The 21861-nt window shown below is 32.5% G+C and carries 17 protein-coding genes, 1 tRNA gene and 2 rRNA genes; 5 read left to right on the plus strand and 15 right to left on the minus strand.

Annotation, left to right across the window (positions count from 1 at the left end; all coding sequences use genetic code 11):
- Nucleotides 1–3 precede the first annotated feature (3 nt).
- From UXY25_RS03650 to porU, 5 genes are all read right to left on the minus strand, one after another.
- Nucleotides 4–1620, minus strand: a complete 1617-nt coding sequence (locus UXY25_RS03650) for a 2-oxo acid dehydrogenase subunit E2 (protein ID WP_320814641.1) — start codon at nucleotides 1618–1620, stop codon at nucleotides 4–6.
- 3 nt (nucleotides 1621–1623) lie between these two features.
- Complete coding sequence (gene pdhA, locus UXY25_RS03655; protein WP_320814642.1) at nucleotides 1624–2622, minus strand: pyruvate dehydrogenase (acetyl-transferring) E1 component subunit alpha; 999 nt, start codon at nucleotides 2620–2622, stop codon at nucleotides 1624–1626.
- A gap of 127 nt (nucleotides 2623–2749) precedes the next feature.
- Nucleotides 2750–3232 (minus strand): cytidine deaminase, encoded by a 483-nt coding sequence (gene cdd / locus UXY25_RS03660; RefSeq protein ID WP_320814643.1) that lies wholly within the window; start codon nucleotides 3230–3232, stop codon nucleotides 2750–2752.
- Nucleotides 3233–3299: 67 nt separating this feature from the next.
- A complete protein-coding gene (gene porV, locus UXY25_RS03665) occupies nucleotides 3300–4478 on the minus strand; it encodes a type IX secretion system outer membrane channel protein PorV (protein WP_320814644.1) in 1179 nt (392 codons plus the stop codon).
- Nucleotides 4479–4516: 38 nt separating this feature from the next.
- Entirely contained in the window at nucleotides 4517–8386 is a 3870-nt protein-coding gene (gene porU / locus UXY25_RS03670) for a type IX secretion system sortase PorU (RefSeq protein WP_320814645.1), read from the minus strand.
- Nucleotides 8387–8584: 198 nt separating this feature from the next.
- Between porU and gldJ the strand changes: the two genes are divergently transcribed.
- Entirely contained in the window at nucleotides 8585–10279 is a 1695-nt protein-coding gene (gene gldJ, locus UXY25_RS03675) for a gliding motility lipoprotein GldJ (RefSeq protein WP_320814646.1), read from the plus strand.
- A 65-nt stretch (nucleotides 10280–10344) separates the two neighbouring features.
- Nucleotides 10345–11628: a UDP-N-acetylmuramoyl-tripeptide--D-alanyl-D-alanine ligase gene (locus tag UXY25_RS03680; RefSeq protein ID WP_320814647.1), complete on the plus strand. Its 1284-nt coding sequence runs from the start codon at nucleotides 10345–10347 to the stop codon at nucleotides 11626–11628.
- A 41-nt stretch (nucleotides 11629–11669) separates the two neighbouring features.
- Here the strand turns inward: UXY25_RS03680 and UXY25_RS03685 are convergent.
- From UXY25_RS03685 to UXY25_RS03720, 8 genes are all read right to left on the minus strand, one after another.
- Nucleotides 11670–11744 (minus strand) — tRNA-Val (locus tag UXY25_RS03685).
- Between the two features lie 82 nt (nucleotides 11745–11826).
- Entirely contained in the window at nucleotides 11827–13041 is a 1215-nt protein-coding gene (locus tag UXY25_RS03690) for a folylpolyglutamate synthase/dihydrofolate synthase family protein (RefSeq protein ID WP_320814648.1), read from the minus strand.
- 8 nt (nucleotides 13042–13049) lie between these two features.
- Nucleotides 13050–13853 carry an energy transducer TonB gene (locus UXY25_RS03695; RefSeq protein WP_320814649.1) on the minus strand — a complete coding sequence of 268 codons (804 nt, stop codon included), beginning with the start codon at nucleotides 13851–13853 and terminating at the stop codon, nucleotides 13050–13052.
- A gap of 32 nt (nucleotides 13854–13885) precedes the next feature.
- Nucleotides 13886–14287, minus strand: a complete 402-nt coding sequence (locus tag UXY25_RS03700; protein ID WP_320814650.1) for a biopolymer transporter ExbD — start codon at nucleotides 14285–14287, stop codon at nucleotides 13886–13888.
- Nucleotide 14288: 1 nt separating this feature from the next.
- Nucleotides 14289–14996, minus strand: coding sequence for a MotA/TolQ/ExbB proton channel family protein (locus tag UXY25_RS03705; RefSeq protein ID WP_320814651.1), 708 nt, complete (start codon nucleotides 14994–14996; stop codon nucleotides 14289–14291).
- 47 nt (nucleotides 14997–15043) lie between these two features.
- Complete coding sequence (nhaD, locus tag UXY25_RS03710; protein ID WP_320814652.1) at nucleotides 15044–16399, minus strand: sodium:proton antiporter NhaD; 1356 nt, start codon at nucleotides 16397–16399, stop codon at nucleotides 15044–15046.
- Between the two features lie 7 nt (nucleotides 16400–16406).
- Nucleotides 16407–17636, minus strand: a complete 1230-nt coding sequence (locus UXY25_RS03715) for a Glu/Leu/Phe/Val dehydrogenase dimerization domain-containing protein (protein ID WP_320814653.1) — start codon at nucleotides 17634–17636, stop codon at nucleotides 16407–16409.
- Between the two features lie 119 nt (nucleotides 17637–17755).
- On the minus strand, nucleotides 17756–18826 hold the full coding sequence (locus UXY25_RS03720) for an anhydro-N-acetylmuramic acid kinase (RefSeq protein ID WP_320814654.1): 1071 nt from the start codon (nucleotides 18824–18826) through the stop codon (nucleotides 17756–17758).
- A gap of 91 nt (nucleotides 18827–18917) precedes the next feature.
- Here UXY25_RS03720 and UXY25_RS03725 point away from each other — a divergent pair, with 91 nt between their 5' ends.
- From UXY25_RS03725 to UXY25_RS03735, 3 genes are all read left to right on the plus strand, one after another.
- A complete protein-coding gene (locus tag UXY25_RS03725) occupies nucleotides 18918–20057 on the plus strand; it encodes an acyl-CoA dehydrogenase (RefSeq protein ID WP_320814655.1) in 1140 nt (379 codons plus the stop codon).
- Nucleotides 20058–20266: 209 nt separating this feature from the next.
- Complete coding sequence (locus tag UXY25_RS03730; RefSeq protein ID WP_320814656.1) at nucleotides 20267–20464, plus strand: hypothetical protein; 198 nt, start codon at nucleotides 20267–20269, stop codon at nucleotides 20462–20464.
- A gap of 215 nt (nucleotides 20465–20679) precedes the next feature.
- A complete protein-coding gene (locus UXY25_RS03735) occupies nucleotides 20680–21138 on the plus strand; it encodes an RNA methyltransferase (RefSeq protein ID WP_264559651.1) in 459 nt (152 codons plus the stop codon).
- Nucleotides 21139–21262: 124 nt separating this feature from the next.
- Here UXY25_RS03735 and rrf read toward each other — a convergent pair.
- Together rrf and UXY25_RS03745 are read right to left on the minus strand one after the other, a co-directional pair.
- Nucleotides 21263–21372, minus strand: a 5S ribosomal RNA gene (rrf, locus tag UXY25_RS03740).
- Between the two features lie 144 nt (nucleotides 21373–21516).
- A 23S ribosomal RNA gene (locus tag UXY25_RS03745) occupies nucleotides 21517–21861 on the minus strand; the annotation flags it as partial.

Genomic DNA, 21861 nt, shown 5'->3' on the forward strand with positions numbered 1-21861 from the left:
TATTTATGCTAACATAGTTACAGGATTTTCCATAAACGCTTTAAACGTTTGTAAGAATTGAGCTCCTGTTGCACCATCAACTGTTCTGTGATCACAAGCCAATGTAACTGTCATTGTATTACCTACAACAATTTGTCCGTTTTTAACCACTGGTTTTTCAACAATTGCTCCAACTGATAGAATTGCTGAATTTGGTTGATTGATGATTGAAGTAAAAGATTGAATACCAAACATTCCTAAATTAGAAATTGTAAAAGTACTTCCTTCCATTTCAGCTGGTTGAATTTTTTTAGATTTTGCTTTACCTGCCAAATCTTTAACAGAAGTTCCAATTTGAGTTAAACTCATTTGGTCTGTGAATTTTAAAACAGGGACCATTAAGCCATCTTCAACAGCAACAGCAACACCAATATTTACATGGTGATTTATAACCATAGCATCTTCTCTCCATTGAGAATTTACTCGTGGATGCTTCTTCAACGCCATTGCAGACGCTTTAATCACCATATCGTTATAAGACACCTTTGTGTCTGGTAAATTATTAATCATTCCTCTAGACGCCATTGCATTGTCCATATCCAACTCAATAGTTAAATAGTAATGAGGAGCTGTAAATTTAGATTCTGCTAAACGACGCGCAATAGTTTTACGCATTTGAGAATTTTTAATCTCTTCTTGGAACATTTCTCCAGCTGGAACAAATGGTTGCGCTGCAGCAACAGAATTTGTAGCTTGATTTAACGCTTGAGTAGTATTTGAAGAAGCTACAGAAGGTGTGAAGTTTTCAACATCGCTTTTTACGATTCTTCCATTTTCTCCAGAACCAGCAACTTGTGCTAAATTGATTCCTTTATCTTGTGCAATTTTCTTAGCTAATGGAGAGGCTAAAATTCTTCCTCCATCATTTGCTACTACAGGTGTATTTGAAGCAGTATTTGAATTGGCTTTTGAAGCTTCTGAAACAACTTCTTTTGGAGCATCTTTAGAATTACCACCAACTTTATAACTAGCTGCAATACTAGAAACATCAGTTCCAGCTGGTCCTAAAATTGCTAAAATAGAATCTACAGGAGCTGTTTTTCCTTCTTCAACACCAATATACAATAATGTACCTGCATTAAAAGATTCAAATTCCATTGTTGCTTTGTCTGTTTCAATTTCAGCAAGAATATCTCCTTCTGAAATTTCATCACCTATTTTTTTCAACCAAGTAGCTACAGTTCCATCAGTCATTGTATCACTTAGCCTTGGCATGGTAACTACAATTACTCCATCAGGGATTTCTACACTTGTGTTTTCTGAAACAATATCTTGTTTTGGTTCTTCTTCATTACTTGGAGCAACAACTGAAGCACTATTTAATAAAGCAGAAATATCTTCTCCTTCTTTTCCGATAATTGCTAATAAAGAATCAACTGGTGCTGCTTCACCTTCTTGAATTCCAATATGCAATAATATACCTTCATGAAAAGATTCAAATTCCATTGTTGCTTTATCAGTTTCAATTTCAGCAAGAATATCTCCTTCTGAAATTTTATCTCCAACTTTTTTAAGCCATGTAGCTACAACTCCTTCAGTCATTGTATCGCTCAAACGTGGCATTGTAATAATTTCTGCCATAGCTTATAATTTATGAGGGATGAATGGATAATCTTTTTGATCGTATACAACATCATAAAGTTGTTGCACATCTGGATAATCAGATTCTTCAGCGAATGTTGCACATTCTTCAACTAAATCCTTAACTCTTTTATTAATTTCTTCAATTTCTTCTTCTGAAGCGTAATTTTTTTCTTTAATAATATCTAAAATCTGAGTAATAGGGTCAATTTTCTTATATTCTTCCACTTCATCTTTAGTTCTATAAAGTTGAGCATCAGACATTGAGTGACCTCTATAACGATATGTTTTCATTTCTAAGAAAGTTGGACCGTCTCCACGACGAGCTCTTTCCATAGCTTCATGCATAGCTTCAGCAACCTTTACAGGGTTCATCGCATCTACAGGTCCGCAAGGCATTTCATAACCTAAACCAAGTTTCCAAATATCCGTATGATTTGCTGTTCTTTCTACAGAAGTTCCCATTGCATAACCATTGTTCTCTACAATGAATACAACTGGTAATTTCCATAACATAGCCATATTAAAAGCTTCATGTAAAGAACCTTGACGAGCGGCACCATCCCCAAAATAAGTTAAAGTAACTCCTCCTGTTTCAAAATATTTGTCTGCAAAAGCAATACCTGCACCAACAGGAATTTGAGCTCCAACAATTCCATGTCCTCCATAAAAACCATGTTTCTTTGAGAATATATGCATTGAACCACCCATACCTTTTGAAGTACCAGTAACTTTACCTAATAATTCTGCCATTACATTTCTTGGATCTACACCCATACCAATTGGCTGAACGTGATTACGGTAAGCTGTAATCATTTTATCCTTTGTCAAGTCCATAGCATGAAGAGCTCCTGCTAATACAGCTTCTTGACCATTATATAAATGAAGAAATCCTCTTACTTTTTGTTGAATATATAGTGCAGCTAGTTTGTCTTCAAACTTTCTCCACAATTGCATATCCTCATACCACTTAAGGTAAACCTCTTTTGTTATTGGTTTCATTATTTTTTTATTAAATTGAATGCTTTTGCGCATTTTTCAACATACATGCCGCAAAATATTACAAAAGCAAAAATACTATTTACAACCTTATTGAAAAAATTAATTTTGTGTTTTTTACAACAATTAATTACAAATACTTTTTATCAAACATAAATGGAAGAATATTCTTCAAAGAATTTGATTTATATATTTTCCCTTTACCACCCATAAAATATATTTCGATATCACAATCTTGCTTGATTTCATATTCTGCAATGGACTGTCGGCATGAACCACATGGAGGAATTGGCTGATCTAAATCCCTATCAATTGGTGATGCAGAAATGAATAATTTTAAAATTTTAGCTGAAGGGAAATTAGAACCTGCATAAAATATAGCAACTCTTTCAGCACATAATCCAGATGGATAGGCTGCATTTTCCTGATTTGACCCTTGAACTATCTCTCCATTGTCAAGTAGAATTGCACATCCAACAGTAAATTTAGAGTAAGGCGCGTAAGCTTTCTTTCTTGACTCAATTGCTAATTGCATCATTTTTTGAGAAGATAAATCAAGCTCATTTAAATCTTCATACTCAACAAATGAAGTGGTTATTGTTATTTCTTTCATATTATAGGAAAAAAAATCCAAACTCTCTTAACAAGAATTTGGATGATTTAAAATTTAAAATTTTTATTTAAAGTTCATCGTATTTATCTCCAAAATTAAATGTTAGAGAGAAACGCAATGTGTTTTCTAATGGATTTCTAACTTTAGATGCAGAGAATAAATATGAAACGTCAATTTTTACAACATTATATTTAAAACCAGCTCCAAGTGTAAAAAACCTTCTAGCTCCTTTCACTTCACTCTCATGAAAATAACCTGTTCTTAAAGCAAATGAATCTTGATACCAATATTCTGCTCCCAAAGCATAAGTAAACTCTTTAAATTCTTCACTCAAACCATCTGGAGCATCTCCAAACGACTGGAAGATACCGCTTACCCATCCAATTTTTCTATATTCATTATTAGCAATTGTATAATCGGTATTATCAATTGTACCACTATTATCTTCATCTCCTACTTTCGGAGGTGTTGGAACCAATAACTTAGTAGTTTCACCTGTTACAGTAATCTTATTGTACTCATCAAAAATAAAATCAAAGCCAACACCTAAACGAAGGTTTGCTGGCATAAAATTGTCATTCAAGTCATCATTATCATAACTTATTTTCGGGCCCATATTTTGCAAGTTAAATCCTGCTCTCCATCGACCATTAAAATCAGCATAAGCAATTTCTTCAGATTGATAAAATCCAGCAATATCAACAGCAAAAGTTGTAGCCGCAGATGCATCATTTGTACCGTCATTAATTTTTAAATTTGACCTTACAAATCTAGCTCCAATTCCCATTGCAAATTTCTCACTCAATTTTAAAGAGTACGATCCATCCAATGCCAATTCATTTGGATTCACAACTCTAGGCACCTCATTAGGGTCACCTGTTTGTCTAAGCTCAATATCACCTAGTCCAAAATAACGGAAAGATGTTGCAAATGCACTTCTTTCATTTATTCTATTATAATAAGTCACTTGCCCTAAAGAAATATCGTTAGCAATACTTGTTAAATAAGGAGTATAACTTAATGAAAAACCTTGCTTATCAATTGAGAAAGCATATTTAGCAGGATTATGTTGTTGAGAATAGACATCTGCCGAAGTTGCAACACCCATATCTCCCATAGCTGCTGATCTTGCGTCAGCCGCAATAAGCAGAAAAGGAACTCCTGTAGTAATTACTCTATTATCATCTTGTGCTGATATACTTTGAATAGCTAAAATTAAGGTTAAGAAAAGCGCAATTTTTTTCATTTATTTTTTTAATTTAATTGAACAAATATAATGTTTTATTATAGGATTACAAGTTTCTCTATTTTTTCTGTTTTTTTACCTGTAGTTGTTGAACGTACAGTTAATTTATAAACATATACTCCTTTTCCTATTCTATCTCCAAAATCATCTTTACCATCCCAAGTGATTTCTCTACACAAAAAACCATCTGTTACAACTTGTTGATTTATTGTTTTTACTAATTTCCCTGTAATGGTTAAGATTTGTACCTGAACATCTAGTAACTCAAATGGCATATTATGAGAAAACCAAAACTCTGTATAACTTACAAATGGATTTGGGTAATTTAAAACTCTTTCAATTCTCAATCCATCTTCATTACAAACGGCATTGAATTGAATTTCTTGTGTTATTAAGTTATTATAGACGTCCCAAGCTTTAAAAAGAATGGTATGCATCCCAGATTCTAAATCTCTAAATGGAAACCGAACTTTCCCTTTTGTATAATCATCATTTTCCGTTTCGTAATAATCATTTAAAACATAAGGATTTGACTCATCGCCATCTAAAATTGCAACTATATCATGACCAATTCCACTTGCTGTATTTATTCCGTTTTCATCCTCTAAAAAAGCCAATAAATAAGGCGAGCAATTGGTAATTCCGCCTGAAGCAAAGCTTTCGTCATTCATATACAACCTCACTGTAGGAGGAGTTGTATCGCCAGGCGCACTTGTATTAACACCTCCGATTTGTATATCTGTATTATGCCCCGTTTGATTTTCTAATACTGGACTACTTCTTTTAGAATAAAAACTAATTTTACCAGTTCCAATAGGAATTCTTATATCTTGAGGAACTACAAAACTTAAATCAAACTTACCGTTAACCACTGATGCATTACCTCTAAAAATTGTCTCCCCTAATGTTCTAAAATTCATAATAATCAAAGTACCTGAACTGTTTGTAGTCCCATTATTACCAAGAGTACTTCGATTGATGTCTTTATCAAAGATCTGCACAGCTAAGTCACCGTTATAATCTGAAATTAAATTATCAAATTCATCTACAACTTCACCTGAAACTTTCATCAAACTTAAAGCACTAAATGTGTCATTTGGCAAACTTACGTCTACATCATTAACCTTTGTCAAAACAACCTTAGGCTTTGGAATCGCAAGCTTTAAAGCAGGGTCTCCAATATAAAAAACAACTCTTCTATTATCAGAACCCGTACTCAATTTTGTCAACCTTAATGCTTCTGAAACAGTAGGATAATCATTAGAACCAAAAGCATATAATTCTTGACTAAAAATATTATTCATAGTAAAACCAGTAGTAACCCCTATTTGCCTTGTTGTAGCGATTAAGCTAATTGCTCCTCCGTTCTTATTCCAATACATATATTCTCCACCAGTAAATCTATTTGGATCATCAAACCTAGTAAACTCGCATGTTATTGTTATAAATAACGGATACCTATATTTATTGGTTAAATTTTGCGCATCAATTTTTTCAAATAATCGTTCACGCCCTAAAGACTCTTCATTACCATGCCCAAAATAATTGAAAACCAAAGCCCCTAACTCTATATTATCTAAAAAATCATCTTTGGCTTCGGGATATCTTTCACCTCCTGCAGCAACTTGCTGAATATAGGCATCCGTATGTATTTTTTTCACATTTACGAATGGTTTTTGATCGACTAATGTATTTGCCAAGTCATCTAAACCAAATTGAAGAGTTGCATCCGTTTGGTTATCAGCATCATCAGAATATATGACGTAATTATTTCTCCACCTTCCAAATGATTTTTCATCATGATATTCAAGAACCTTATCAACCATTTCATTTGCTTGTTGCACGGAAGAAACCAACATTCGTCCAACAGCAATATCTATTCCATCCATTCCACCAATCATAGGGCCTTCTGAATCATCCATTAATCCATAAAAATCATCCGACATGAATGACAAATACAATGAAAAATTAGAAATATTATTGACTTCACTTGCCGAAGGATTAAAACCATGAAAAACCGGTACTATATTCGTATTACTAAACAACCTGTTCTTATAATCATATGAAGCATCTCCAAATAAATTTACATACTTAACTCTATTTGTGGAAATTGAAGCATTTTGGTAAACATATTTAATAAAGTTTCTAATTGCTGCAACATCTTGTTTACCTGAGCTAAATTCTTGATAAATACTTTCAGTAGAAACCACTTTCACTTTTAAACCAGAATTTGTTCTATGAAAACTAGCTAACCTTTCTGCAGAAGTCATCAAATTATTTGGAGTAATAATTAGATAATCTATATCCTCAAAAACTCCAGAGTTATTAAGAAAAATTGTTCCTTTTAAATTTTGATTAGAAACAACTGCATTTGACTCTCTTAAAGGTGTATAAATATCTGAGAGATCAACAGCAATATATTTTTTCACACTTCCCAAATTTGTTTTAAAGCTAAAACTTACTCCAGATGAATTTACATAGTTTAGAACATTAAAACGATCTGTCACATCCCAAACTTCACTAATTTGTGTTGCATTTATAAAACTATATTGGCCTACCCCAATATTAGACGATTCTTGGTTATTGAAAAAAGGAAATTGTTTTCCAAAACCATTTAAATTTCTAACAGAGGTTAATCTAATGAAATCTAAATAACCATTTGAAGAAGGAACTCCTCCATTATTATAGGTTAAATCGATATTAACAGTTGTTAAAGAAGAATTAAAAGTAGCATTTAAAACATTTTCATAACCTTCAACTCCACTAAACGCAACTAATACAGGAAAAGTAACACTACCTACTGTTTGATTGTTTGCTTTTACATCAAAAGAAGAAGCCCCAAAAGACTTTGAAGCAAAATTAATTTTCAAACCAATTGAAGATGAAACATCTAAATTAGGAATTGAAAAATCAAAACTCTGATTGTTATTGAAATTAAATTGCTCACCAAACCACCTTCTACCAACTTTACCTGCATTAACCAAATCTCTTTCGTAAGTTATAACATCATTATAATTAGTAAAAGTAAAACTCGGAGAAGCTAAAGGTTCAACCGCAGAAATAATTCTTTTACCTATTCCCGAAGATGTCGTGACATAAAAATAAGATTTATCCGAATATAAATTCACACTTGTTAAACTCTCAGTATTCCACGTATCAATACCTTCGGCATAAAAAAGAATGTAATCAGAGTCATTAAAAACGCCATCATCTTCGCCAATAAATTTAATTGCATTTTCGATTAAATCATTTGGATAAAATGTACTATTCAACAAAGGCAACATTCTTCCACCGTTCCCATATATTTTAATATTCCTAGGATCTCCCGAAACATTAACGCCTAAAGATTGTAAAAAAGTTTTAGATAATTTATAAACACCCGATTGTTCAACATAAAAACGATGCCATGTTCCAGAACTTAAAACTGAATTAGCAATAATTCTATTCACTGAAGCCGATCTAGCATAATTATCATAAGAATAATTAAATTGAAAAGAAATAACTTTTTTTAGAACACCATTTTCATTAACTATAGGAGACAACTTCAATAAAGAATAAAATTCTTCTTTAGCTTTTACAGATTCAATAGAGTACTCTATTTTATTAGGGATTTTAGAAATATCCAAATTTTTTAAATATTCCGGTTGAATAGTCTCAAACTTTATATTAGTTATCCTTAAAGAAGAATTATCAATAATACCAAGACTTTTAAAAGAGTATTTAAAACCAATTGTCTTATTAGGAATATTTAAATCAAAATAAATATCATTAAATTGAGGGAATTTAAAAAAGACATCTTCACTCAAATACTGCGTTGATTCCCTCCAAGTCAAAGAAACCCGAGATTCATTTTGGGAATGAACAACTCCAAAAAGAAATAACATAAAGTAAATAAAATTCTTTCTCATCTTAAAAAAACGTAATTTTGGTATATATATTACAAAGAGAAAAAAATAATTCATTAAATCTAAATTTATACAATAAAAAAAAAGCTAATACGTTATAAAAGAGTTAGATTAACAAATATTTAATATTTTTTCAAAAACATGTTGCAAGTTAATACATAATTATTATCTTGCGAGACTAAAATTATTACCTACTAAAGTATGAAAATTAAGAAAATTATGACTTTAAAATTGATATTGGCCTTGTCAGTAGCAATAGGTTTTACTAGCTGTAGTAAGAGCTCTGGAACAAAAGGCGGTTCAAAAGCAACGGGTTGGAAAATCAACGACAAAGAAGGTGGTTTCCAGTACAACTCAAAGTTTAAACAACAAGAAACTCCTCCGGGAATGATTCCTGTTGAAGGTGGAACTTTCACAATGGGTAAAGTACAGGATGACCCTATGCATGATTGGAATAATACTCCAAACCAACAACATGTACAGTCGTTTTTTATGGACGAAACTGAAGTTACTAACATTATGTATACTGAATACTTATTTTGGTTAAAAACAGTTTTTCCTCCAGAAGATGAAAATTACAAACACATATATACTGGAGCAATTCCTGATACATTAGTATGGAGAAATCGTTTAGGCTATAATGAAACAATGACAAATAACTATTTGAGACATCCTGCATATGCAGAATATCCAGTAGTTGGTGTTAATTGGATTCAAGCTACCGAGTTTAGTAAATGGAGAACTGACCGTGTAAATGAAAACATTCTTGAAAGAGAAGGGTATTTAAAAAAGAACGCAAAAGTAAAAGACGTTACTGCTGAAACTTCATTCAGTACAGAAACTTACTTAGCAGCTCCAACTCAAACTTTCGGTGGTAAAGAAGACGTAGTACTTAAAAAAGAATTAAACAAAAGCGGAAGACAAGAAGTTGCAGATACTGCAAAAAATGTGTACGCTCAAAGAAATTCTGGTTTAATATTACCTGAATTCAGATTACCAACAGAAGCAGAATGGGAATATGCAGCTGTAGCTCTAGTAGGAAACAGAGAATACAATATTTACAAAGGACAAAAGAAATATCCTTGGAACGGTCAATATACTCGTTCTGGAGACAGACAATATAGAGGAGACCAATTAGCCAATTTCAAACAAGGAAAAGGTGATTACGGCGGAATTGCTGGATGGTCAGATGACGGAGCCGACATTACTAATAAAGTAAAAAGCTACCCTCCAAATGATTTTGGTCTTTATGACATGGCTGGAAATGTTGCTGAATGGGTTGCTGATGTTTACAGACCTATGGTTGACGACGAAGCAAACGACTTCAATTACTTTAGAGGTAACGTTTACATGAAAAATAAAATTGGTGAAGACGGGACAGTCGAAATTGTAACTACTGACAATATTGCTTATGACACATTAAGTAATGGTAAAATTGTTGCTAGAAACTTCCCAGGTCAAATTGCTCAAGTTCCTGTTGACGATAACGAAACATACTTAAGAACTCAATTCTCTACTTCTGACAATAAAAATTACAGAGATGGTGATAGAGCTTCAACTAGACGTTTTGATTTTGGTTCATCTGAAGAAGGTGAAGATGGAAAAGAAGATCAATTTAGAATGTACGAATCTCCTAAACATACAATTTCAGTAGATAGTTTAGGCGAAATGACTAAGAAACATGACAAATCTAATGACAGAACAACTTTAGTTAACGATAATGTTAGAGTTTATAAAGGTGGATCTTGGAGAGATAGAGCATATTGGTTAGATCCAGCATCTCGTAGATATTTCCCACAAGATATGGCAACAGATTATATTGGATTTAGAAACGCAATGTCTAAAGTTGGACCAAAATCTAACAAAAAGACACCAAGAGGAAATCCAAAACAATAATTTACAATCATAATTTTATAAAAAAGCCCTTTCAATTGAAAGGGCTTTTTTAGTATATTCGCTTTATGAAAATGAAAAATTTATATATAAAATTTCTTGAATGCTCAGCAGTTTCTACTGACACTAGAAAAATTGAACAAAACAGCATTTTTTTTGCCCTTAAAGGCGATAATTTTGATGCAAATAGCTTTACTAAAGAAGCATTAGAAAAAGGTGCAAAATATGTTGTGATTGATAATCCAAAATATCACATCAAAGAAAAAACGATATTAGTTGACAATGTATTAATCACATTACAAGAACTAGCAAATTACCATAGAAGAATTTTAAAAACTCCAATTGTTGGACTAACGGGAAGCAACGGAAAAACAACTACTAAGGAATTAATTAATGCAGTACTTTCAACAAAATTTAACACTGTAGCGACAATAGGCAATTTAAACAATCACATAGGCGTTCCCTTAACTTTATTGAGATTCAATGAAGAAACAGAAATAGGAATTGTTGAAATGGGCGCAAATCATCAAAAAGAGATTGAATTTCTATGTCAAATCGCGGAACCAAATTTTGGCTATATAACAAATTTTGGAAAAGCACATCTAGAAGGCTTTGGTGGCGTAGAAGGAATAATAAAAGGGAAAAGCGAGCTGTACAATTATTTAAAAGAGAACAATCAAATTGCTATTGTGAATTTAGATGACTCATTACAAGAAAAAAAGACAGAAAACATAAAACGTTTTACTTTTTCTAACACCAACATCAATACTAACGTATATATTAAGTCAATTGAAGCTAATCCTATGGTTAAAGTTGAATTTAATAATACAAATATATCCTCAAATTTAATAGGAACTTATAACGCCAATAACATTAACGCTGCAATAACTATTGCAAAGTATTTTAAAATTGAAGATTCAATCATCAAAAGCGCAATTGAAAACTACATACCTACGAACAACAGATCACAATTAATTGATAAAAACAGTAATAAAATTATATTAGATGCCTACAATGCAAATCCAAGTAGTATGGCAGCAGCAATAACTAATTTTATACAAATCGACAAGCCATCAAAAGTTGTCATTTTAGGAGACATGTTTGAATTAGGACATGAAAGCCTAACTGAACATCGAAGCATTATAAACTTATTAAAGAATGAGGAGAACATAACTTCACACTTTGTTGGGAAGGATTTCTATTCTAATAAAGAAAACTATTCGCATATACATTTTCATCAGAACTTTGAAGAGCTTTCAAATTATTTAAAAGAAAACAATTTAAAAAATAGTTTTCTTTTAATAAAAGGATCAAGAGGAATGGCACTTGAAAGAGTCTTGGAAATTATATAAAACAAAAAAAAGCACTTCAATTGAAGTGCTTTTTTTGTTTGTGGGCGATGAGGGGTTCGAACCCCCGACCCCCTCGGTGTAAACGAGGTGCTCTGAACCAGCTGAGCTAATCGCCCCAATAAAACACAATACTAATTCCGTATTGCGAGTGCAAATATACACTAGAAATTAGTATTTCCAAACAATTTTTAAAATTTTTTAAATAATTTCGGCTACAACAAAAGTACTACCGCCTATGTATATGAAATCCGATTGATCAGCTGAAGAAAACGCACCATCATAAGCATCTCTTACAGAAGAATATACTTCTCCAAGAAGATTATATTGAAGTGCTTTCATCCTTAAAATTTCTACATCAAGTCCACGAGAAACATTTGGCTTGCAAAAATAATAAATCGCATTTTCAGGAAATAAAGGCAAAATAGAATCTAAATCCTTATCATTAACCACTCCTAAAACGATATGTAAATTGGTGAAATTTTCTTTTTCAATTTGATTTAAAACAATATTTAAACCGTGACTATTATGTGCAGTATCACAAACTACTTTAGGAGCGCTATTTAAAATTTGCCACCTTCCTAATAAACCGGTATTTAATATCACATTCAAAAAACCTTTTTCAATAGCAGAATTTGACACAACAAAGTCCCCTGTAAGACAATTCAATGTAGATAAAACAGTTTTTTTGTTTGCGATTTGATAATCACCTAAAAGTGCAGAAGGAATAACATCAAAAAATTCATCTTGCGCATACATGATTTTTGAATTCTGTTTTTTCGCCAATTCATCAAATACAGACTTAGTTTCAGTAACATATTCGCCAATTACAACAGGTATATTTTTTTTTATGATTCCGCCTTTTTCAAATGCAATTTTATCTAAAGTATCCCCTAAAAACTGTGTGTGATCTAAACCAATATTTGTAATAACAGAAACCAAAGGTGTGATAATATTGGTAGCATCTAATCTACCACCAAGACCAACTTCAATTATGGCAACGTCTACTTTTACATTAGCAAAATAATCAAACGCTAAACCAACAGACATTTCGAAAAAACTCAATTGATATTCCTCAAAAAAAGATTTATGCTTTTTTACAAAATCAACCACATAGTCTTCGGAAATTACATTTCCATTAACACGAATGCGCTCCCTGTAATCTTTTAAATGAGGTGAAGTATATAAACCCACTTTATAACCTGCCTCTTGCAACACAGAAGCTAACAATGAAGAAGTAGAACCTTTTCCATTAGTTCCTGCAACATGAATTGTTTTAAATTGCGTGTGAGGATTATTAAGATAATCATCTAATAAAATAATATTAGACAAATTATTTTTATAGGCAGAAGCGCCTTGATTTTGAAACATAGGAAGTTGACTAAAAAGCCAATCGGTTGTTTCTTTATAAGTCATTTGAAAAATTATTCGCCAAGTTTAAAATTAACCACAACAAAACCTATTTGAGTTTCGGGAGCATTTGAATCAGCTTGCCACTTAAACGTTTTAGCCGTTTCTAGAGCAGGATTAACCAAACAAGGATTAGTATTTGTAGTTCCTTGAGTTCTTTCAGCTTTAATAACATTTCCGCTTCGGTTTACCCAAATTTTAACCACAACAGTACCTGATTCATTACAATCTTGTACTTTTTTAGTATTGCCCGCTAATTTTCTTCCTGCTAAACCCCAACCTGTTCCGTTTCCAGAACCGCTTCCGTTTCCAGAACCACTTCCGTAAAAACTATTGGCATAAATACTTCCATTCGGATCACCTTTATCGCCAGCTACTCCATCATTACCATGTCCGCCTTGTGCTGTTCCGTCCGATTTTGGCCCATTTAAAATACTACTCAACGCACTATTGGTCTCTTGAGAAGGTTTTGGTGTAGGCTCTACCTTAGGTTTAGTTTCTGTAGGTTTTTTTGGTTTTGGCGTTTCTTTTTTAGGTTCAATAACAACAGGTGAATCATTATCGCTAGTTAAAATCTCTTCGTCTTGTGTTGTTTCCGGTTGTGCTTGCTGCTGTTGTGGGGCAGATTGTATCGCTTCTGTAGGTTGAATTTCTCCTTGTCCTACATCGCTTGTTCCAAAATTAACGGCAATACCGTTTTCTGGAGGTGGATCCATATAAGTAAGACCCAAAAATGCGAACAATAGAAATAGTATTACAAATAATATACTTGTAATAGTAAATGATTTTTTTTCTTCTGGAGTTTCTAAAAAGTTCATTATTTCTATTATTTAATTATGCGAAATGTAAATTATTTTGGATTTACAGCCGCAACCATTTTAATATGATTTCGATTAGCTATATCCATTACATAAATTACATCTTTATATGGAACATCTTCTTCAGCACGCAATATAATAGCTCTGTTTTTATCTTCTGTTGTAGGTAATATTGCTAACAATTGACTTTCTAATTCCGCTTTAGCTATTTCGTTTTTATCTAAATAGAACTTTAAATCATTCGTAATATTAACAGTCAAACTTTTATTACTATCCGTTTTACCTTTCCCTTTAGGCAATACCAAATCCAAAGCATTAGTCGTAACCATCGTAGAGGTTATCATGAAAAATATCAGTAATAAGAATACAATATCCGTCATAGACGACATATTAAATTCTGTAGATACTTTATTTTTATTTTTACCTAACTTCATATTATACTGGTTCGTTTAATAAATCTAGAAAATCAACAACATTTGCTTCCATTTGGTTAACAATCTTATTTGTTTTAACAACTAAATGATTATAACCCATGAAAGCTATAATACCAACTACAAGACCAACAACAGTTGTAGTCATAGCAGTATAGATACCTTCAGCAAGAGCACCAACTTCAATTTGTCCTCCACCGCTAGCCATTTTATGAAAAGCAAGAATCATACCAACTACAGTTCCTAAGAAACCAATCATTGGTCCGGCTCCAGAAATAGTAGCCAACATACTTGTGTTTTTTTCTAATTTATACAATTCAAGATTACCTGCATTTTCAATTGCTGTATTAATGTCTTCAAGAGGTTTCCCAATACGTGAAATTCCTTTTTCAATTAAACGAGCAACTGGTGAATTAGTTTGTGCACATAGCATTTTGGCAGAATCAATTTTACCAGAAGTAATATGCAACTTAATATTATTCATAAAACTAGCATCAATTTTACTCGCTTTATTAATAGCCATAATTCGTTCAAAATAAAGAAACAAGGCCATAAATAAAAGCAAGAACAAAACAATCATTATTGAAATTCCACCTGCTCCACCACTGGTAAGCAATGACCAAATAGATAAAGTTTGTTCAACTGGTTGTGCGTCTTCTGTTAAAACTTGGCTAGCAACCGCTAAACTATCTGCTTGAAGAAATAAACTCATATTTTAATTTTATTATATAACGAATGAAAAACGAAAAAATTGTTACTCTAATGCCCTGCATTTAATAAAAAATCTCTTAAAATAATAAAACCTACACTTCCTGATAAAAATCCAACAAGTGCTAACCACCCGATATTTTTTAAATACCACATGAAATCAATTTTCTCCATCCCCATTGCAACAACACCTGCTGCAGATCCAATAATTAAGATACTACCTCCAGTACCGGCAGAGTATGCAATAAAATGCCATGCTGGCTCATCTAAACCTATTTGAAACATTCCAATACTTGCCGCAACTAATGGTACGTTATCAATTATTGCCGAACCAACACCTAATAACAGAACAACTAAATCAGATATTTTTGTAGAAGCATGTTCTGTACCAAGATTAGGCACATTAGCTTCTAAAGTTCCTGCGAAATCGAACAACATCCCAAGAGATTCTAAAGCTGCAACAGCCATTAAAATTCCTAAGAAAAACAATATACTTGGCATCTCAATTTTTGAAAGTGATCTATGAATTGGACTATGATGAACATTCTCTGAAGTTGCATCACCCATTGAAAATTTTCTATTACTTAAAAATTCTGCAACAGCTGCAACAATAGCTAAAGACAACATCATCCCTACATAAGGAGGTAAATGCGTAATAGTTTTAAATATTGGTACAAACAAAATAGAACCTAGCCCTAAATAAAACATTATAGCACTATAGTTATCTTTTGGTTTATCTTCAGAAACTTCTGCTTCTAGAAAACCTTTAAATATTTTCGTACGAGAAGCAATAAATGTAGGAACTACGAAACATAAAATAGAAGGTATTAAAACGTGTTTTATCAACTCACTAGCAGAAACTTTATTTGCAATCCAAAGCATAGTAGTTGTAACATCTCCAATAGGAGACCAAGCTCCACCAGCATTTGCAGCAATAACAATTAAACCTGCAAACCAAAGACGCGTATCTCTATCTTTTATGATTTTTTGTAAAATTGTAATTAAGACAATAGTAGCAGTCAGGTTATCAATAATAGCAGAAAGTACAAAAGCTAAAATCGTAAATAACCAAAGTAATTTACTTTTACTTTTTGTTTTAATAAATGATTTAATAGTGGAAAAACCATCGAAATAATCAACAATTTCAACAATTGTCATGGCACCCATTAAGAAAAACAAAATTTCAGCCGTTTTACCTAAATGATGCAATAAAACGCCTTCTACATGATGACTCTCTTTTCCAATTCCAGGTAAAATTTCAAAAACTTCTAAATGATTTACAGCGATTAAAGCCCATAAAATAGCCATCATTCCTAACGCAGGAATTAATTTGTCTATTTTAAAAGTGTGTTCCATAGCTATAGCAACATAACCAAGAACAAATATTGTGATTAATAGAATTTCCATTTTTTAATTATTTAATAAGTTGTTTTAGTGCAATTTCGAAAGCACGTGCACTTATGTTCATTTTATCAGAACTAGCATCATATGTTTTTTGAATCGCCGATTTGATAATATTTGAAGTATCAGAAAAAATTGATTCGTCAGTCATTTGTACTTTTTTCTCCATAAAATATGCAAAAACTCTTGCCATTCCACAGTTAGAAATAAAGTCAGGAATCAAACTTACTTTTGAGTCTGTTTCTTCCATGATTGAACCAAAGAAAATTTCTTTGTCAGCAAAAGGAACGTTCGCTCCACATGAAATAACTTCTAATCCTGAAGCAATCATTTTATCAATTTGACTTTTTTGAACTAATCTCGAAGCAGCACATGGTGCAAATATTTGAGCATCAATAGACCAAATTTTTTCATTTATTTCATCAAAAGGAATCATATTAGTAGCAACTAATTTGTTTCCATCTTTATTTAAAAACAAATCAGTAATCTCTTCGAATGAGAATCCGTCTTCATTAATTAAACCACCGTCTCTATCAATAATTCCAACAACTTTAGCTCCCATTTCAGCTAAATAAAAAGCTGCGGCAGAACCAACATTACCAAAACCTTGAACGATAGCTTTTTTACCTTTTACATCTCCACCATAAATATCATAGAAATGACGAACAGCTTCTGCAACACCATAACCAGTAATCATATCGGCTACTGTGTATTTTCTGTTTACATCTGGTGAAAAATTAGGATTTTCAATCACTTTCACTACTCCTTGACGTAATTGTCCGATTCTGTTAATTTTATCAGCTTCTGTTGGTTGAAAGTGCCCTGTAAAAACCCCTTCTTGTGGATGCCAAACACCACAATCCTCAGTCATAGGAATTACTTCATGAATTTCATCAACATTTAAATCACCACCAGTTCCGTAGTAATTTTTTAATAATGGCGAAACTGCTTTATACCATCTTTGCAAAACACCTTTTTTACGAGGATCATTTGGGTCGAAATTAATACCTGATTTTGCTCCACCAATTGCTGGTCCAGAGACAGAAAATTTAACCTCCATAGTTTTTGCTAAAGAAAGCACTTCATTCATATCCAATCCTTTACGCATTCTCGTTCCACCACCTGCAGCACCACCTCTTAAGGAGTTAATTACTGTCCAGCCTTCAGCCTCAGTTTCAGGATCTTTCCAATTGAATACTATTTCCGGTTCTTTATTTTCAAATTTCTTTAATAAATCTTTCATTCTAGTTGGTTATATTGAGTTTCACAAATATACATAATCTTATGAATTATATATATTCACTTTATTTAAATTAATGGTATTCAAAAGAGTAAAGTATAAAATTGCTGATTTTCAGTTAATTATAAATTATAGTAAAAAACTTTTCCAGCGCTATGATCATATTTTGCTCCTGTTACAGAGGCTAATGTATTAATTTCATTACGCAATTTTAAGACTCCTAACAATGCAAAAACAAGCGCTTCTTTAAATTCTAATGTGATATTATCTGGAATAATAATTTTTACTCCTTTTAAATAGTATTGCATTCGTTCAATTAGAAAATGATTATAAGCTCCTCCTCCTGTGATTAAAAGCGAACTGTTTTTACGAGAAACAGAGTTACTTATTTGAAAAGCAACATGCTCAACAAATGTTCGTAAAACATCTATTACAGGAATTTTATATTTTGAAAGCAATGGGAGAATTGTACTATATACAAATTCAATTCCTAGTGATTTAGGATATGGTAATTGATAAAAAGGCAAAGCATTTAATTCGTCTAATAAATCTTGATTTAAATTTCCACTTCTCGCTAAATTTCCTTTATCATCATAAGTAAAACCCAATTCATTTGCATATAAATTCATGACCGTATTTACAGGTGAAATATCAAACGCAATTCTTTGTGAATTTTCTTCAAATGAAATATTAGAAAATCCTCCTAGATTCAAACAATAGTCATATTGAGAAAATAATAAACGATCACCAATAGGCACTAATGGCGCACCTTGACCCCCAAACAAAACATCTTGCACTCTAAAATCACAAACTACATTTTGTTTCAATAAGGCAGAAAGCTTTTCAAGATTACCAATTTGAAGTGTATATCCGTTTTGTGGTTGATGCAAAACAGTATGTCCATGTGAGCAAACAGCATCAATATTAGTGATAGAATTTTTCGAAATAAAAGCATTAATTATTCGAGCCAATTCTTCAGTATAAGCTTCATTTAAATCTAAAAGTTCTTGATTTGAAGAGCGGACAGCATTAGACAAAACGGCAAACCAATATTGAGAATAGGGAACTGTTTCCGAAAAATGAATGGTAAAATTCCATTCATTAGAAAATGTTAAAGTAACATAAACCAAATCTACACCATCTAACGATGTGCCCGACATTACTCCAATTACCTGATAACTATCTTTAAACATGGGTTAAAATTACAAATTACTATTGAAAATTTGCTAATAAATAAGTACATTTGGAAACTTTATAAAAATACACAAACCTTATTAATATACTATGGATTTTAAATTAACCGAAGAGCAATTAATGATTCAGCAAGCAGCTAAAGATTTTGCTCAAACAGAATTATTACCTGGAGTAATAGAAAGAGACGAACACTCAAAATTTCCTGCTGAACAAGTTAAGATGATGGCTGATTTAGGTTTCATGGGAATGATGGTTGATCCAAAATATGGTGGAGCTGGTTTAGATAGCGTTTCCTATGTTTTAGCGATGGAAGAAATTGCAAAAGTCGATGCTTCTGCAGCAGTAATCATGTCGGTTAATAATTCATTAGTTTGTGCTGGATTAGAAAAATATGGCTCAGAAGAGCAAAAAGTAAAATATTTAACACCACTTGCAAAAGGAGAAGTTATTGGAGCGTTTTGTTTATCAGAACCAGAAGCAGGTTCAGATGCAACCTCTCAAAGAACTACTGCAATTGACAAAGGAGACCATTATGTATTAAACGGTACAAAAAACTGGATTACAAATGGCGGCACAGCTTCAACTTATTTAGTAATCGCACAAACTGATGCTGCAAAAGGTCACAAAGGAATTAATGTTCTTATTGTTGAAAAAGGTATGCCTGGGTTTGAAGTTGGACCTAAAGAAAAGAAAATGGGAATTCGTGGTTCTGATACACATACTTTAATGTTCAATGATGTGAAAGTTCCTAAAGAAAATAGAATTGGCCCTGACGGTTTCGGATTTAGTTTCGCTATGTCAACATTAAATGGTGGACGAATTGGAATTGCTTCTCAAGCATTAGGTATAGCTCAAGGTTCTTACGAATTAGCTTTAAAATATGCACAAGAACGTGTTACTTTCGGAAAACCAATTTTCCAACATCAAGCAATTGCTTTTAAATTAGCAGACATGCATGTTAAAATTACATGTGCTAGACTGTTAATTCACAAAGCTGCTGCCGAAAAAGATTTAGGAGAAGATATTGCGCATTCAGGTGCAATGGCAAAATTATATGCTTCAGAAATTGCTTTAGAAGTAGCAAATGAAGCAGTACAAATTCACGGCGGAAACGGATATGTAAGTGAATACCATGTAGAAAGAATGATGCGTGATTCTAAAATTACGCAAATTTACGAAGGAACTTCAGAAATCCAACGTATTGTAATTTCAAGAGGATTAGTAAAATAATCCAAACGCAAATAAATATTATAAAGTCCGATTTTTTAAGTCGGACTTTTTTTATGCTGTGTCCTCCACTTCGTTACGGTCGGGATATACGCTATATCTTTTATTTCATTTGCATTTCATAAAAAGATGTCACTGCTATCCCTCACAGGAAATAGTGCAAGAGACAAAAAATTATTATAAATTAGCTTTTTGAATTACATTTTAAAAAAATGAACATATTAGTTAGTTTATTATTTACATTGATTGGAATTTATTTTATATATAATACGTATAAAAAACCTTCTCCTTTGATTAGTACGGATATGAAAGGATATATTGGAGGTATAGGTTTCTTATATGTAGGTATTATGGGATTTATTGGCAAAATAGATGTTTTACAAATTATTAAAGATATATTTAGCTTATAAAAAACGTGATGACGGGCTTGAAATTCCTGCCCAGAAGAAAATAAAAAAATCAATCCGTTAATACAAGAATTAATAAAGTAATCTGTCACCCTGACGCAAGGAAGAGTCTCATGAGTAACAAAGATATAAACTCGCTATTCTAATGAGATTCCTCGTTCCTCGGAATGACAAATAAAAAACTTGACAATACTAATAACACTTAGTACTTTTGCCTCATGAACGATAATTTTATAACCGAGTATTTCGGTATTGGCATACAAAACGGTAAAACTCCAGAAAATTTAGGTGTTTTATGGCGTTCTGCACAAAATTTAGGTGCTAGTTACATTTTCACCATAGGAAACAGATATGCTAAACAAGCTTGTGATACACATAATGCAGTAAAATCATTACCTTATTTTCATTACGAATCCTTTGAAGATTTTTATAAAAACTTACCAAAAGGCGCACGATTAGTTGGCGTAGAACTAGATGAAAACGCAACTGACTTAGAAACTTTTGAACACCCAAGGCGTTGTGTCTATTTATTAGGCGCAGAAGATCATGGTTTGTCTAAAAAAGCAATAGAAAAATGCCATTATTTAGTAAAATTTAAGTCAGAAAAAAGTTTAAATGTTTCCGTTGCTGGGAGTATTGTGCTTTATGATAGGGGTATAAACAAACCTAGACAGTAATAATTCTATAAAATCCTTACAATATAAAAAAAGACGAGCTGTTTAGTTCGTCCTTTTTGTTTGTTTTTTTGTCAAAACCCATATAAAACAAAAAACCCTGTTCGTTAGAACAGGGTTTTTAAAAGAAAGGCGGTGTCATACTCTCCCACATAAATGCAGTACCATCTGCGCAAGCGGGCTTAACTTCTCTGTTCGGAATGGGAAGAGGTGAGCCCCGCCGCAATAACCACCTTAAGAGGTTAAAATTGCTTTGGACAATTTTTTCAACGTTACTTATTTGTAAATAAGTATCAATTGAATAATATCTTTAACATACTGAGATAAGAAAATTTATTTTTTATAGAAAGTTTCTCCCCCACACCGAAGTGTGGGGAAAATGTACATAAGCTTACGGGTTATTAGTACTACTTGACTATGACATTACTGCCTTTACATCTATAGCCTATCAACCTAGTCATCTCCTAGGACCCTTAAAAGAAATCTCATCTTGTGGTGGGTTTCGCGCTTATATGCTTTCAGCGCTTATCCCTTCCAAACGTAGCTACTCTGCAGTGCTCCTGGCGGAACAACAGATACACCAGCGGTTTGTCCAATTCGGTCCTCTCGTACTAGAATCAGATCCACTCAAATTTCTTGCGCCCACAGTAGATAGAGACCGAACTGTCTCACGACGTTCTGAACCCAGCTCGCGTGCCACTTTAATGGGCGAACAGCCCAACCCTT

This window comes from Flavobacterium sp., from assembly GCF_034111225.1.
Lineage (GTDB): Bacteria > Bacteroidota > Bacteroidia > Flavobacteriales > Flavobacteriaceae > Flavobacterium.